This window comes from Bacillus sp. GW823-FHT06A10 (assembly GCF_058795375.1).
This window is the reverse complement of the sequence record NZ_JBXAHT010000003.1, coordinates 106,866-120,530: the sequence shown is the minus strand read 5'-3', so window position 1 is coordinate 120,530 and position 13,665 is coordinate 106,866. Positions and strand designations below refer to the sequence as shown.

At 35.6% G+C, this 13,665-nt stretch carries 15 protein-coding genes and 1 other annotated feature; of the genes, 11 read left to right on the top strand and 4 right to left on the bottom strand.

Going from position 1 to position 13,665, the window contains the following annotated elements:
- Positions 1-37 precede the first annotated feature (37 nt).
- A complete protein-coding gene (locus AC1Q8M_RS21465) occupies positions 38-1,090 on the top strand; it encodes a zinc metalloprotease (RefSeq protein WP_002083694.1) in 1,053 nt (350 codons plus the stop codon).
- A 96-nt stretch (positions 1,091-1,186) separates the two neighbouring features.
- On the top strand, positions 1,187-1,327 hold the full coding sequence (locus AC1Q8M_RS21460; RefSeq protein WP_000404758.1) for a DUF3985 family protein: 141 nt from the start codon (positions 1,187-1,189) through the stop codon (positions 1,325-1,327).
- Positions 1,328-1,575: 248 nt separating this feature from the next.
- On the opposite strand, the gene AC1Q8M_RS21455 is transcribed toward AC1Q8M_RS21460, so the two are convergent.
- Entirely contained in the window at positions 1,576-1,962 is a 387-nt protein-coding gene (locus AC1Q8M_RS21455) for a DUF3938 domain-containing protein (RefSeq protein ID WP_001077773.1), read from the bottom strand.
- A 460-nt stretch (positions 1,963-2,422) separates the two neighbouring features.
- Here AC1Q8M_RS21455 and AC1Q8M_RS21450 point away from each other — a divergent pair, with 460 nt between their 5' ends.
- On the top strand, positions 2,423-2,944 hold the full coding sequence (locus tag AC1Q8M_RS21450; RefSeq protein ID WP_098361541.1) for a GNAT family N-acetyltransferase: 522 nt from the start codon (positions 2,423-2,425) through the stop codon (positions 2,942-2,944).
- Between the two features lie 110 nt (positions 2,945-3,054).
- On the opposite strand, the gene AC1Q8M_RS21445 is transcribed toward AC1Q8M_RS21450, so the two are convergent.
- Complete coding sequence (locus tag AC1Q8M_RS21445; protein WP_000530043.1) at positions 3,055-3,948, bottom strand: YitT family protein; 894 nt, start codon at positions 3,946-3,948, stop codon at positions 3,055-3,057.
- A gap of 276 nt (positions 3,949-4,224) precedes the next feature.
- Between AC1Q8M_RS21445 and AC1Q8M_RS21440 the strand changes: the two genes are divergently transcribed.
- The 3 genes from AC1Q8M_RS21440 to AC1Q8M_RS21430 all read left to right on the top strand — a co-directional run bounded on the left by AC1Q8M_RS21440 (position 4,225) and on the right by AC1Q8M_RS21430 (position 6,265).
- Complete coding sequence (locus AC1Q8M_RS21440) at positions 4,225-4,509, top strand: hypothetical protein (RefSeq protein WP_000394930.1); 285 nt, start codon at positions 4,225-4,227, stop codon at positions 4,507-4,509.
- 28 nt (positions 4,510-4,537) lie between these two features.
- Entirely contained in the window at positions 4,538-5,320 is a 783-nt protein-coding gene (gene yidC / locus AC1Q8M_RS21435; protein WP_000920524.1) for a membrane protein insertase YidC, read from the top strand.
- 129 nt (positions 5,321-5,449) lie between these two features.
- Positions 5,450-6,265: a hypothetical protein gene (locus tag AC1Q8M_RS21430; protein WP_098836002.1), complete on the top strand. Its 816-nt coding sequence runs from the start codon at positions 5,450-5,452 to the stop codon at positions 6,263-6,265.
- 81 nt (positions 6,266-6,346) lie between these two features.
- On the opposite strand, the gene AC1Q8M_RS21425 is transcribed toward AC1Q8M_RS21430, so the two are convergent.
- Entirely contained in the window at positions 6,347-6,574 is a 228-nt protein-coding gene (locus AC1Q8M_RS21425; protein WP_098365880.1) for a hypothetical protein, read from the bottom strand.
- Between the two features lie 166 nt (positions 6,575-6,740).
- Positions 6,741-6,977, top strand: a binding site (T-box leader).
- A 65-nt stretch (positions 6,978-7,042) separates the two neighbouring features.
- On the opposite strand from AC1Q8M_RS21425, the gene AC1Q8M_RS21420 reads away from it, so the two are divergent.
- From AC1Q8M_RS21420 to AC1Q8M_RS21405, 4 genes are all read left to right on the top strand, one after another.
- On the top strand, positions 7,043-8,353 hold the full coding sequence (locus AC1Q8M_RS21420) for an APC family permease (RefSeq protein ID WP_023523356.1): 1,311 nt from the start codon (positions 7,043-7,045) through the stop codon (positions 8,351-8,353).
- Between the two features lie 53 nt (positions 8,354-8,406).
- Entirely contained in the window at positions 8,407-9,645 is a 1,239-nt protein-coding gene (locus AC1Q8M_RS21415; protein WP_141505378.1) for an MFS transporter, read from the top strand.
- 79 nt (positions 9,646-9,724) lie between these two features.
- Complete coding sequence (locus tag AC1Q8M_RS21410; RefSeq protein WP_097912934.1) at positions 9,725-9,898, top strand: hypothetical protein; 174 nt, start codon at positions 9,725-9,727, stop codon at positions 9,896-9,898.
- A 105-nt stretch (positions 9,899-10,003) separates the two neighbouring features.
- Positions 10,004-10,516 (top strand): tellurite resistance TerB family protein, encoded by a 513-nt coding sequence (locus tag AC1Q8M_RS21405; protein ID WP_053563418.1) that lies wholly within the window; start codon positions 10,004-10,006, stop codon positions 10,514-10,516.
- A 146-nt stretch (positions 10,517-10,662) separates the two neighbouring features.
- Here the strand turns inward: AC1Q8M_RS21405 and AC1Q8M_RS21400 are convergent, their stop codons facing one another.
- Complete coding sequence (locus AC1Q8M_RS21400) at positions 10,663-11,421, bottom strand: TrmB family transcriptional regulator (RefSeq protein WP_053563419.1); 759 nt, start codon at positions 11,419-11,421, stop codon at positions 10,663-10,665.
- 186 nt (positions 11,422-11,607) lie between these two features.
- On the opposite strand from AC1Q8M_RS21400, the gene AC1Q8M_RS21395 reads away from it, so the two are divergent.
- Positions 11,608-13,608, top strand: coding sequence for a methyl-accepting chemotaxis protein (locus AC1Q8M_RS21395; RefSeq protein ID WP_000946363.1), 2,001 nt, complete (start codon positions 11,608-11,610; stop codon positions 13,606-13,608).
- The last annotated feature ends 57 nt before the right edge of the window (positions 13,609-13,665 follow it).

Sequence of the window (13,665 nt, the reverse complement as noted above, 5' to 3'; positions counted from 1 at the left end):
GAAAAAGGTGGATATTTTAAGAAGGCCAGCTGGCTCAATGACAGTGGCGCTAATTCTGTCCATTTTATACGGAGTAATCCGAACTGGGAAATTAGAAGTAATTTTGAACCTATGGGCAATAGTTGGAATTTCATTGTTAGTGTTAGCCATTCATGAGCTAGGACATGTAGTATTTGGTGTAATAGGTGGTTTAACATTTAAATTTATGACAGTAGGACCCATTACTATTCAAAAAGAAAAGGGAAAATTACGTATTCGAGAAAATAAATTATGGGCGTACTTTGGAGGCGTTGCAACACTAGTACCACCTTCTATAGAGACACCGAATCTGTCGAAAAAGTGGGCGTGGCTCACTTTAGGTGGACCGATTACGAGTTTACTATTTGGTATTACTTCCGGTTACATATACATGGTGAGTTATTATCAATATCTTTTATATTTTTCCTTTTTCCATTTTGCAATCTTTGCGGTTACAATTGTGCCAATAAAAGGAATGCTTATGAGTGATGGGATGCAATTTCTTATTTTAATTAAAGATGATGAAAGAGCTAGAAATCACTTATATGAGATTCAAATATCGAGTGAGTTATTTAGTTATAAAAGACCGAAAGATTGGGATGAAAGATTAGTAGAATTGAGTGAGGAGAAAATAAAAGAGAATAAAGGGATAAGAGAGATAATGAGTAGACTTATGCTCGTCTTTTTTGCTCGTGCAGATCAAGAGGGAATGGAAAGAGCGATACCGTATATAGAACGAATTGTTCAACTACCTGTAACGAAAGAAAATAAGTTTTTCGTTAGTAGTTTTCATAGTTGGTATCTTTTATATAAAGCCCTTTATCAGATGGATAGTCTTTCTTTGCAAGAAGCAAAGGAACATGCAAAGGCTATTACAAAAATGGACCTAAGTGGATATTACCGTACACAAGGAATTATTAAATATGTAGAGGGCAATATGGAAGCGTCCCGTACTTATATGAAGAAAGCTGATCAAGAATTAAAGAGCGCCGAGAAGAGTGAGATGGGATATTTACAATTAGAAAGAGAATGGTTTAAGCAGCTGAAAGAGAGGGTATCTTACGATGGGTGAGGTATCCTCTTTTTTATATGTCATCTTATGCCGTTCCATAAACAGCCTAGGGCGAGTAAAATGAGATAAGAAGAGCAAAGCTTGGAGGAAGTAAATATGGAAATCTTATCAATTATTTTGATAGTCTTGCTCATTTATGTTGTTTTTAAAGTAGCATATGTAGCATTAAAGATACTCGCGATCCTATTAATTATCTTTTTAATCGTAGAGTTCGGCAGTAAGTTGCTTGGGGGATAGGGTATGTTGTGCGTTTTGAGTGTCGAAGGTTGTCGGTAAATCGATATCTTGTGTCGAAGCGTCGATATAATGAAAAAATCGTTGATATAAGTGGAGAAACGATAGATATATTTGAAAAATCGTTGATATATTTTAGTGAATACGAAGTGGGGTATATGGAAAAGAAGTTGCCGTGAGGGTAACTTCTTTTTATCGTGATGCGGGGATATGCAAACCAACATAAAAAAGCTGGAAGAGTATCTTCCAGCTTAAGAGTTACTTTCGATTTGGCGACCGCTATCTTCTTCATTGTCTTGTAATAGGTTGAATACGTCTGCTAGGCAGAATGCAATGAACCAAGTCCATAGACCGTGGAAGAAAGCTGAGCTTAATTGAAGTGGTAATGTATAGTTTGTCATTGAGTAGGAAATACATCCACCAACGATTCCGATCATTGTTAATAACATTGTTTTTTGAGCATTTTCTTCTGGATTGAAGAGGAAGTAAATGTATCCACCTAAAATTGAAGCGCTTACAAGTGTTTCGATTCCATTAAAAATGATATTCTCTCCAAGCTGTGTGTTTGTCCAGAAGCAGATTGTTCCGCCGATAATAGCAAACAGGACAGCTATTGTATATCGTATATATTGATTCATATGTTCATCTCCTTATGTAATAAGATGATTTGGAAGTCAAAAAGGTAGGTATAGTATATTGAAGTGAGTTTTAATTGTACGTATCTTTTTATAAAAAGATCATTGAAGAGTAACTAAGATGATCGGTTGTTTAAACCGTTACGTGTATGGTGTCTGAAATATACCCGACTGCTCGTTTCTTTTTGCTTGTAAAATAAGAGAAACTTCCAAGTCTATATACTCTTTTTTTGTGAGTCTGCTTTCATTATAACACATTTAGAGACATAATAATAGAATTATCTGATTTTGTAATAAGTGTAAAAAATAAAAAGCGCAAGGAAATACCATTAACGGTGCAGTTTAGTGGAAGAAGGATTTTAATTTATTATGATGAAATATGTAATAAAGGTGAGATCTAAGAAGGAGGCTTAAATACTATAAAAAATGTTTTATAGTATGAATGTAAGGGAGGAGAGCTAACTTGGAGTTCACAACAGAAAGATTAATAATTAGACCTTTTAAGAGTACTGATTTACAGGATGTATTTGTTATTTATAATAGTGATGATACATGTAAGTTCCTATTACATAATAAGTGGACTCATGAAGACATGCAGAAAAGATTTAATAAGAAGTTAGCAAATAATGTACTTACTAAAGAATCAATATTAAGTTTGGCAGTTATATACAAAACTAAAGTAGTTGGTGATTTATCCGTATGGTACACAAATATGAAAGACACTGTTGAGATTGGTTATAGTTTTTCAAATGAAGTAGCTGGGAAAGGTTTGGCGACAGAAGCAGTAAGTAGTTTGGTATTGAAATTATTTAATGAATTTAATGTACATCGTATACAGGCTAATCTTGATGCACGTAATACAGCTTCACAAAAATTGTGTGAACGAATAGGCATGAGAAAGGAAGCCCATTTCATACAAGATTTTTGGAATAAAGATGAATGGACAAATAGTATTGTATATGGGATGCTATCCTCCGATTTGTAGTAATAAACTTAGTGATTTTATTATGCTAAAAGGTACGTGAGTTGAATAACAAAGGGCATAACATATTATATATGACTAATATGTTATGCCCTTTAATTTATTAACCTTTTTTATATGCGTTTGAAACGGCCGACAATTTCAACTGTTTCAGTAATGTTCATAAATGCTTTGTTATCCACTTGACGGATAATACGTTTCATTTCGCCTAACTCATAGCGAGTCACGACAGTGTAAATCATTTTTTTCTTATGGTTTGTATAGCCGCCGACAGCGTCTACCATTGTCACCCCGCGTATGCCGTGATGTAGTAGTGCGCTTTTTATTTCCTCACCTTTTTCTGTAACTGTCATTATCGTTAATTTAATATGTTTCGTATGCACAGCATCGATAACTTTGCTGACTACAAACCGGCTAATTAACGTATAAAGTGTAATATCCCATCCGAAAATAAAACCTGCTGCAACAAGTAAGACTAAGTTGAATACAAAGATGATTGCTCCAATTGAAATATCTCGATGTTTCGCTACAATCAATCCAACAACATCAAAGCCACCTGTTGAAGAAGCAAATCGGAATATGATTCCGGAAGCTGCTCCGCAGATTACACCACCGAATACAGAAGATAGTAAAATATCGTCTGAAACCTGGTGTACAGGGATAATGTTCATCGCTAACGATGATACAGCTACAAAGTAAGCTGTTAAAAAGGTTGTCTTCTTGCCTAAGTAAAAGTGACTTAAAATAAGAAGAGGAATGTTTAGTAAAAAGATAAGTGCACCGATATTGTAGTGCATTAAATAACCGATAATCATCCCTACACCAGCGAATCCACCGCTAATCATGTTATGCGGGATAAAAAACATATTCATAGAAATTGCATACAAAATAGAAGCTATAAAAATAACAACCAACTGTATCATAAATTCTAAGTGAAATGTTTTAGCTGCTGGGAAGGATAAAAAGGCGGTGTCGGGAACGTAATCGGCGTCTCCTAGTTGACCCATAGTATGTTTCATCTCCATATTCATTTTTGATTACAAGAAGAGAATAAAGGTTTTTTCAAAAACTGGCAATAGTTTTATTATAATGCAAAAATTTTATAAATTTCTAATAAATCAAGCCTATTCATTGAGGTGCGTGAATATACTAAAGAAAGCGAATACAACGTTTCTTAATTATTATTTTCTTGAGAAAATATGCAAAATACTTTTTTGAAAATAAAAGGAAATAGAGAATGTTTGCCTAATGTGCTAAAATGACCTTATTAAGGATGTGAAGCGATGGAATTTTTATTGCAGGATGCAATTCTATATATATCGTTTGTAACGACGGCACTTTGTTTATTAGAAGTTTTCTTCCTTGCTAATGTTTCTCGCTTTGTGCGTCAACAAGCATCAAGCGGTAGACAAAGAGCTTTTGCGCTAGTTGATACATGTGAAGATAGTGCGGGAAATGTACCGCTATTTTCTATTTTTTATAAATATGGAATGATTCGTTCTGTACGCAGACAAGAATCAAGTGAAGAGAATGACGAGGTCGGTCCGTATACACCAATGTTTCGCTAAATAATTACGAAACATTGGAGGAATGAACATGTTAAAATCATACCGAGCTGTGCTCGTTAGTTTATCATTATTATTTGTTTTTGTTTTATCTGGTTGCAGTAATGCAGCCCCAATTGATGCACATAGTACTGGGATTTGGGATCATTATTTTGTATATCCAATCTCGTTTATGATTCAATTTGTTGCTCATCATATACCTGGAGCTAGCTTTGGGATTGCTATCATTATTATGACGCTCGTTATTCGTTCAGCAATGATTCCATTAGCTGTTTCGCAATATCGCAGCCAAGCGAAAATGAAGAAAATGCAACCTGAACTGCAGAAGCTAAAGAAAAAGTACGGTGATGTAAGCAAAGACCTTGAAAAACAAAAGCAGTATCAAAAAGAAATGTCAGAACTAATGAAATCAGGCGGTTGGAATCCACTTGCTGGTTGCTGGCCATTATTAATACAAATGCCGATTTTCTCTGCTTTGTATTATGCGATTAGCAGAACGGAAGAGATTCGCACATCTTCGTTTTTATGGGTGAACCTAGGACATGCAGATCCATATCATATATTACCGATTATTGCAGCGTTAACGACATTTATTCAGATGAAAGTTTTCCAATCGAATATTACACCTGGAGAACAAGTACAGATGCTAAAGATGCAGCAAATTATGATGCCGGCAATGATTCTATTTATGGGGTTTGCGGCGCCATCAGGACTTGTGTTGTACTGGATAACAGGTAACTTATTTACAATGACACAAACAATTGTATTAAGAAAAATAATGGAACGTGAAGAGTTACAATTACAAAAAGCATAGAGAAACACCGCTCATTACGAGCGGTGTTTTTTTGTTAAGTCGTTAAGGAAATGTTAAGAAACCGACATTACTATAGGCATTGTATACGAAAGTGTACATGCATTAGAAATATGAAGGAGGAAATTTCCTATGAAGAAGAAAACAGTTGGGTATTTAGCGATTGCAGGTGCTTTATCATTCGGAATCATTGGAGGAGTCGGTATTCCGGCATTCGCGGCAACGAATACTCCAGCAGTGGATCAGCCTGCAAAAACGGCGAAAAAGGATTTGGATGACGCTACAAAACAAAAAGTAAAAACAATTATGGACGATACAAAGAAACAGTTAGAGGAACTAGGTGTAAAGCTTCCAGAGAAAGAGAAGCGTAAAGACATGTTTGCAGGATTAGATGAACAGGCGAAAGAAAAAGCGAAGTCCATTTTAGAGCAAGAGAAATCCGGAAAACTAACACGTGAACAAGCAAAAGAGGAATTAACAAAGCTAGGCGTGAAAATGCCGGAGAAAGGTAAGCATGGAGACATGTTTGCTAACTTAGATGAACAGGCGAAAGAAAAAGCGAAGTCCATTTTAGAGCAAGAGAAATCTGGAAAATTAACACGTGAACAAGCGCAAGAGGAATTATCAAAGTTAGGTGTGAAAATGCCAGAGAAAGGTAAGCGTAAAGATATGCTTGCTAATTTAGATGAACAGACGAAAGAAAAAGTGAAGTCAATTTTTGAGCAAGAAAAATCCGGAAAATTAACGCATGAGCAAGCAAAAGAAGAATTAACGAAGTTAGGCGTGAAACTTCCAGAGAAAGAGAAGCGTGAAGACATGTTTGCAGGATTAGATGAAGCAACAAAAGAAAAAGCAAAAGCGATTTTAGACAATGAAAAGAAACAATTAGAGGCATTGAATGTTGATTTACCGCACCATAAGTTTTTTATGAAAAAAGAAGATAAATAATCGAATGAAGTCGTATCTTTCGTGTGGGCAACCGGAAGGTACGTGCAAGGACCGATTTCTACTTATAGAAATCGGTCCTTTTTAATGTGGCATTGAAATTCTTTTTATTGTTAGTATGTATCCGAAGACGCAGTAGAAGATTGCAAAACCGATAAACACTTCCGTATATTGATATTTACCCAATAAGTAGAAGGAAACAGCTGGTATAATAGTTACTGCTAAAATGCTATAACCAGGATACTTGTTTCGATACATGATAGCGAATAGAATAGAGAGAAACGTAGCGATGATACAAAAGACAGCAATCATTATTAGTACACCTCCTAAAATAATTATACCATTTTTAGGGAATTAGAGAAGTTTTGTATGTTCTGTTATAATATAAGAAGAGAAATATTTCCTATGTTATATAAAAAAATATATTGATTTTTTCTAACAATTCAATATAATGAACAATAACTACAAAATTCGACATCAAGAAGTGATGATGAGGACACGATCAATTTTTTACGATTCTCAGAGAGGGAAGCCTTTGGCTGTGAGCTTCCTAATACGGAAAAATGGATTACCACCTCTGAACTGCAGCAGTGAACGAACATCTAGTAATTGCTTGCCGGCAAAAACCGTTATTTAGACTTGAGAAATTGGTGAAGTGTGTTACTTTACGAATTGAAACAAGGGTGGAACCACGAATACAACACTCGTCCCTTTTTTAGGGAGGAGTGTTTTTTTATTTCATTTTTGCATCACACTAGGATTGGAAGGAGGATACGCAGCATGCATCATGATGAGAAGAACAAAATTGGTTTAACAGTAGCACTTTCTATCGTAGTAGGAACGATTATTGGATCTGGTGTGTTTATGAAACCAGGGAGCGTATTAGATTACTCGGGGAGTTCTAATATGGCCATTCTTGCTTGGGTAATTGGTGGTCTGTTGACGCTAGCAAGTGGTTTAACAGTAGCTGAAATTGGAGCGCAAATCCCGAAAAATGGTGGGTTGTATACGTATTTAGAGGAGATTTACGGGAGTTTTTGGGGATATTTATCAGGTTGGATGCAAACAATTGTTTATGGACCTGCTATTATCGGAACATTAGGTTTATACTTTAGTTCTTTAATGATTAATTTTTTCTATTTAGATAAAGTGTGGAATTTACCAATTGCAATTGGAACGGTTGTGTTCCTTGGCGTTATAAATAGTATGGGAACAAAATACGGAGGTATCGTCCAAACAATCACGACAATCGGGAAGATGATTCCGATCATATTAATTGTCGTGCTAGGTTTTTGGAAAGGGAATAGCGATATCTTTAACGTAGTAGTGCCGATATCAGAAAATCAAAGTATCGGTATGGCAATTTTAGCAACGTTATTTGCTTATGACGGATGGATTTTACTTGCTTCGATTGGCGGAGAAATGAAGAATCCAACAAAGTTATTACCGAAAGCAATGACAGTGGGGATTTTAATCGTAACTGCTGCTTACGTATTAATTAACTTGGCGTTATTAAATGTATTACCAGCAGCGAAAATTGTAGACCTTGGAGAAAATGCGACAGCGACAGCTGCGGGTATGTTACTTGGAGAATATGGCGGGAAAATTATTAGTATCGGTATTATCGTTTCTATTTTCGGCTGTTTAAATGGAAAGATTTTAACATTCCCACGTATTCCAATGTCTATGGCGGAACGTGGGCAACTTCCATTTTCTAAGTTTATTGCAAAGGAAAGTCCGAGATTTAAAACACCAGCAAATGCGATTACTGTTGAAATCATTTTAGGAATTATTTTAATGATTATTAGTGATCCAAATAAGCTATCTGAGATTTCCGTATTCATTATTTATATTTTCTATGTAATGACGTTTATTGGTGTCTTCATTTTAAGAAAACGTAATAAGAATAAAGAGCGTGCATATAGTGTACCGTTATTCCCAATCGTACCAATCGTAGCGATTTTAGGTTCGTTCTTTGTAATCGGTAGTGCGATTATTAACGATCCAGTAAGTTGTTTCTTATCAATTGGAATTGTCTTTACTGGACTACCGGTGTATTGGTACTTGAATAAGAAGAAAGAAACAGAATGATGGAAGGGTAGGCGTATAATACGCCTACCTTTTTTACTGTAAAAAAATTATACTTGCGTCCACTTTCTATTTTGGTTACTATAATCGTAGTAACCAAAATAGAAAGCGTGGGGAAAGACTTGAATTTTCGTGTTTATATTTTAGCTATCGCGGCTTTCGTAGTCGGAACGGTTGAGTTAATTATAGGAGGAACGCTCGATTTAGTTGCCAATGATTTAGGAGTATCTATTAGCGCAGCTGGTCAGCTTATCACAATATTTTCGGTAGTATTTGCTTTGTCAGGTCCAGTTTTATTAGCTTTGACAGGGAAGTTTGAAAGAAAAACATTGTATGTTGGAGCATTATCGATTTTCTTAATCGGAAATATTATTTCGGCATTTAGTGTGAATTACGGAATGCTAATGTTCTCAAGGGTTATTTGTGCGGCAAGTGGTTCATTAATTATTGCGCTATCGGTAACACTCGCTTCTAGTGTAGTAGAACCGCATTTTCGTGCGCGTGCAATTGGAATCATTTTTATGGGAATTAGTGGATCACTTGTACTTGGAGTACCACTTGGTCTTGTACTCGGAAATGCATACGGATGGCGTGCACCATTTGTATTAATTTCTGTATTAACAGTTATGGCAATAGCTTGTATTTCATTGTTCTTAACGAAAGTACCACCGACATCGGTATTATCAATAAAAGAACAACTTGCTACTTTAAAAGATAAAAAAATTGTAAGTGCACAGTTAACATCATTTTTGTTTTTAACGGGGCATTTAACATTGTATGCATATTTAACACCGTTTTTAAAAGATGTCATGCATGTTGAAGCAAATTGGATTAGTGTGTTTTACTTCATTTTCGGAATCGCAGCAGTAATTGGCGGCGGATTCGGTGGATGGCTTGCTGATAAATGGGGATCGAAGAAAAGTATTATCTCGATTATTATCGTATTTGCATGTGCAATCTTCATGTTGCCATTAATGACATTCTCATTCCCGCTCTTCATCATTATGATGGGACTTTGGAGTATGCTGAGCTGGGCGATTTCACCAGCACAGCAAAATTATTTAATTGAAATTGCACCGGAATCAGCTGGTATTCAGCAAGGTTTAAATAACTCTGCGCTTCATTTAGGAATTGCACTCGGTTCAACAGTAGGTGGAGTTGTTATTGAAAAATCATCTGTTATATATAATGCTTGGGTAGGCGGTGGCTTTATTATATTAGCACTGCTTTGCGCGATTTTCTCGATTACGAGAGGACGCTCTACTCAGTTCGTGAAAGAAGAATCTATCGTTTGATAGGTTCTTTTTTATTTGTAAAAAATTTCAGGTTTTAGTAAGAATATGGAGAATTGGTATGTAGCGAGGTGATGGGAAAATGGTGTTTAATTTCTCGATATTCGGTATAATACTTACACTATTGCCGATAGTTGTAGCTGTTTTTGTATTAGGCTGGATTCGTTGCATCTATCAAAATTCAGAGAAACAAGTGGAGCAAAATGAGAAAATCATTGAGCTTTTGAGGGAGATAAAAGAGAAAGAAAAATCGTGAACTAGCCGATTTATTAGAGTGTAAACTTTACAAAACGGACACATTATTTTGTAGCGCTTTCTGTTATATTTAGGAAGATTATATTTTCATATAGGAGGGCTAAAAATGGGCTTATTTGATATGTTTAAGGGAGACAAAACTCGTACGGAAAATGGGATGGAACCACACTTTGCATTTGCTACATCTTTACTTTATATGATGGGTGCAGATGGAGAATATGATAATGAAGAATTAGGACAATTATTATCTGTTTTAGGTGGTAAAAATAAAGGCGGCACAATTTATGTAGGTGGAAATAACGATGACCTACTTGAGAAGGCTATTAAGTATGTTCGTAAAAATAGTTTAGATACATTCTTAAAAGAAGCAGCGCCTTCACTTACAGATGCACAAAAAATGTGTATCCTTGTTAACTTAATTGATTCATCTCTTTCTGATGGGGAGGCTGAACGTGAAGAACAAATGATGTTTGGAAAGTTTCTACAAGCCTTTGATATTTCAGAAGAACGATTTAAGCCATTCTTTGAAGTAATCGTATTAAAGAATGACCGTTCTGTATTTACAAATCAAAATCATCCGAAAAACCAATTACGTAAAATTGAATTAGCGAAAGCATAAAGTGAAACTTTAATCAGTGAAGTGGTTCATTCCACACTGATTATTAGCCCTCATAAATCGAGATAAAAAAGAGCTGTACCAAAAGAGTATGAAAAACTCCTTTCGGTACAGCTTCTTTTTATGTAAGAAATTAATTTAGAAATGTGTTAGTACCTCAACTTCATTAACAAACTCTTAATTTCCTCATCTTTCATAAAGAGATCGTGGTGCTTCTGGGTAATCTTTGCAAGTGCAACGTCGTGATAGAAAAATTCTGTAAAGAACTTTACGAAAGGTTGTGACATTGTTTTCATCGCTTGCCATGACTCTTGTTCTACGCCAGCAAATAAAATTTCACGATCGTCAACGATGAGTAGCAAGTAGCGCTCTAATGCATTAGGCTCTTCAGCTGGGATTAGAAAATGCATGTTTTCTAAGTCTGTTTCTACTTCTCCAACAATAAGAGATTCGATTTGAACGCCTTGTTTTGCTTTTTGTTCTAGTAAAGGGAGATATTCTAAAAGAGTATCATTCCAAGCTGAAATACGGATGGATTCTTGTGCACTTTCAATGAGTTCTTTACTTTGAACTCGAATAGAAGATTGCATTTTTAAGCTCCACACACGGTCATCTGTAAATGATTTTTTTGATATGTTTGTTTCCAGTTCTTTAATATTTGATTGGAATTCTGTCGTTAATTTTTCAATTGCTAGTTTTAGTGGTAATGCTGTATACAATTTTTTCTTTTCTGAAACAGAATCCATTACCATTCCTTTATCGATTAGGCGTGCTAGTACTTCATATATTTTTGCTTTTGGAACACCTGAATGCTTCACAATTGTTGTAGCATCTAATGGTTCATTGCTTGATACGACAACTTCATAAGCTTGGCTTTCATATTGTGAGAAACCGAATTTTTGTAACATAGTTCCCTCCGAACGAATGAGATTATATTTTAAGGATAATGAACTATTTGTTTTTGCACAAGTGGTAGTTCGTTTTCTAATTGTATTAAGGTGAGAATTAATTTCAATTTTTTAATTTTATCTATTATACTTAATATAATGATTAATAAGATTTCAATTTAATGCGAAGGGGATGCTGGGGGGAAGATGTTAAGAAGTTTACGTTTAAAAATTGCGGTAGTGTTTTCAGTACTTATTTCTATGATGTTCGTAATATTGGGTACAGCTGTGTATCAATTACAGAAAGAAAAGGAAGTGCGTTCCTTAGACGAGTATTCTCAAAATGCGATGGATCTTGTGACAGAGCAACTTACGACATTTGTTCAAAGAACGGATGAAGATATGGGGTATTACGCGAACAGTGAGATGATTCGTAATATGCTTCAAGGTGGGGTTACTCCGGAAGAGGAAGCGTTTTTAACGAAAGAGTTTGCAGAGTATAAAAAGAATCATCCTGGTATTTTAGATTTATATATTGGTACGAAAGATAAAAAAACATTAAGTGCCAATCTTGCTGAAGGTGGGCAAGTGCCAGAAGGATATGATCCAACGACAAGACCATGGTATAAAGATTCAGAGGCTGATGTAAAAAAGGTCCATTGGGGACAACCTTCTTATGAAATTGCAACAGGAAAGTTAAGTGTAGGTGTTTCTAAAGCAATTACAGCTCAAGATGGATCTGTATTAGGCGTTGTTGCGATGGATGTATCGCTTGGGACGATTCAGAAGTTGCTTCACAATATTCAATACAATAATGACGGAGAAATGTTTATTATAAATGATAAAAATATGGCTCTTGTTTATCCAGAAAAGATAGGAAAAGATGTTTCTAAAGAGCCACTTATAAAGAGCTTGAATAAAGAGGTAACAAAATATGCGGGCAGTACAATAAAAGGTGAAGATGTAGTAGTTTATAGTCAATCATTTGATACGATGAAATGGACGATAGGAATCTTTTATCCGAAAGAAACGATCGATGGGTTACTAAATAGTACGAGAAATACAGTTATTATAATGGCATGTATTAGTTTATTAGTTGGAATCGTAGCTTCCTACTTGTTCTCAAGAAGATTAGCAAGACCACTGCAACTATTAAAGAATCACGTGCAAAAAGTAGCAGAAGGCGATTTAACGCTGCGAATGAAAGTGACAAGTAAAGATGAAGTTGGAGAGTTGACGAAGCACTTTAATGATATGGTTGAACAAATGAATGAAATGGTAAGTAAAATTAAAAACAGCGTATCAACGGTGCAACAATCAACGAATAGTTTACATTATTTAACGAACGAAACAGTAGCGGCTAGTAGAGAAGTTTCAGGAGCGATGGATGATGTGAGCGGAGGAGCTTCTACTCTTGCGAATAGTGTGGATGAAGTTTCAGCTCAGCTCGAGAATATGGCGGAGTCAGTGGAACAAATGAATAGCTCCGTTGGTGAAATAAAAGGAGTGGCTGGCAAAGCGGAAGAGGCATCTAAGCAAGGATTAAATACAATGAGGAATTTAATCCGTACGAGGGGGCAATCATCTTCGATTGTTGTTCATACAGAAGAAGCATCGGATAAGTTAGAACAAAGAGTTGGATCGATTCAAAATGTTGTTGAGCTTATAAAAGGCATTTCGGATCAAACAAATTTACTTGCTTTAAATGCTTCGATTGAAGCTGCCCGTGCAGGTGAGCAAGGTAAGGGATTTGCGGTTGTTGCTGAAGAGGTTCGGAAATTAGCGGAACAATCAAAAGAGGCAACCGGAGAAATCACAACGATGATTGGTGATGTGCAAGTAGAAGTAAAAAGAGTTGTAGAAGTTGTAAGTAAATTGAAAGACATTGCAGATGTGCAAAATAAAGTGACGACAGAGGCAGAAATGGAGTTCCGCACAATTATGTCAGTTGTAAATACGATTAGTACTTCAGTTGAAAAAATTGTAGAAGAGGTACATAACATAGGTTACGAGCAAGGAGAAATTACAGCGGTAATGCACACAATTGCTGGTACGAGTCAAGAAAGTGCAGCTGTTTCCGAAGAGGTACATGCTGCAACGGAATCACAGGTGAATCATTTAGAAAAGGTAGCTCACACGATGGAAAGTTTGACAGAACATATGAGAGATTTAGAAAGATTAGTCGAGCAGTTTAAAGTGGAAGAGTAACATATTAGTAAAATGATGAGGATTTCGGTAAAATAGACAATGGATATATAAGAAACG

Bases quoted from the DNA above. Each gene is read 5' to 3' on its own strand.
- AC1Q8M_RS21410 (WP_097912934.1), top strand. From the start codon at position 9,725: ATGGTGTTTAATTTCTCGATATTCGGTATAATACTTACACTATTGCCG.
- AC1Q8M_RS21460 (WP_000404758.1), top strand. From the start codon at position 1,187: ATGGAAATCTTATCAATTATTTTGATAGTCTTGCTCATTTATGTTGTT.
- AC1Q8M_RS21395 (WP_000946363.1), top strand. From the start codon at position 11,608: ATGTTAAGAAGTTTACGTTTAAAAATTGCGGTAGTGTTTTCAGTACTT.
- AC1Q8M_RS21445 (WP_000530043.1), bottom strand. From the start codon at position 3,948: ATGGGTCAACTAGGAGACGCCGATTACGTTCCCGACACCGCCTTTTTA.
- AC1Q8M_RS21430 (WP_098836002.1), top strand. From the start codon at position 5,450: ATGAAGAAGAAAACAGTTGGGTATTTAGCGATTGCAGGTGCTTTATCA.
- AC1Q8M_RS21400 (WP_053563419.1), bottom strand. From the start codon at position 11,421: ATGTTACAAAAATTCGGTTTCTCACAATATGAAAGCCAAGCTTATGAA.
- AC1Q8M_RS21465 (WP_002083694.1), top strand. From the start codon at position 38: ATGACAGTGGCGCTAATTCTGTCCATTTTATACGGAGTAATCCGAACT.
- AC1Q8M_RS21420 (WP_023523356.1), top strand. From the start codon at position 7,043: ATGCATCATGATGAGAAGAACAAAATTGGTTTAACAGTAGCACTTTCT.
- AC1Q8M_RS21455 (WP_001077773.1), bottom strand. From the start codon at position 1,962: ATGAATCAATATATACGATATACAATAGCTGTCCTGTTTGCTATTATC.
- yidC (WP_000920524.1), top strand. From the start codon at position 4,538: ATGTTAAAATCATACCGAGCTGTGCTCGTTAGTTTATCATTATTATTT.
- AC1Q8M_RS21425 (WP_098365880.1), bottom strand. From the start codon at position 6,574: ATGATTGCTGTCTTTTGTATCATCGCTACGTTTCTCTCTATTCTATTC.
- AC1Q8M_RS21440 (WP_000394930.1), top strand. From the start codon at position 4,225: ATGGAATTTTTATTGCAGGATGCAATTCTATATATATCGTTTGTAACG.
- AC1Q8M_RS21405 (WP_053563418.1), top strand. From the start codon at position 10,004: ATGGGCTTATTTGATATGTTTAAGGGAGACAAAACTCGTACGGAAAAT.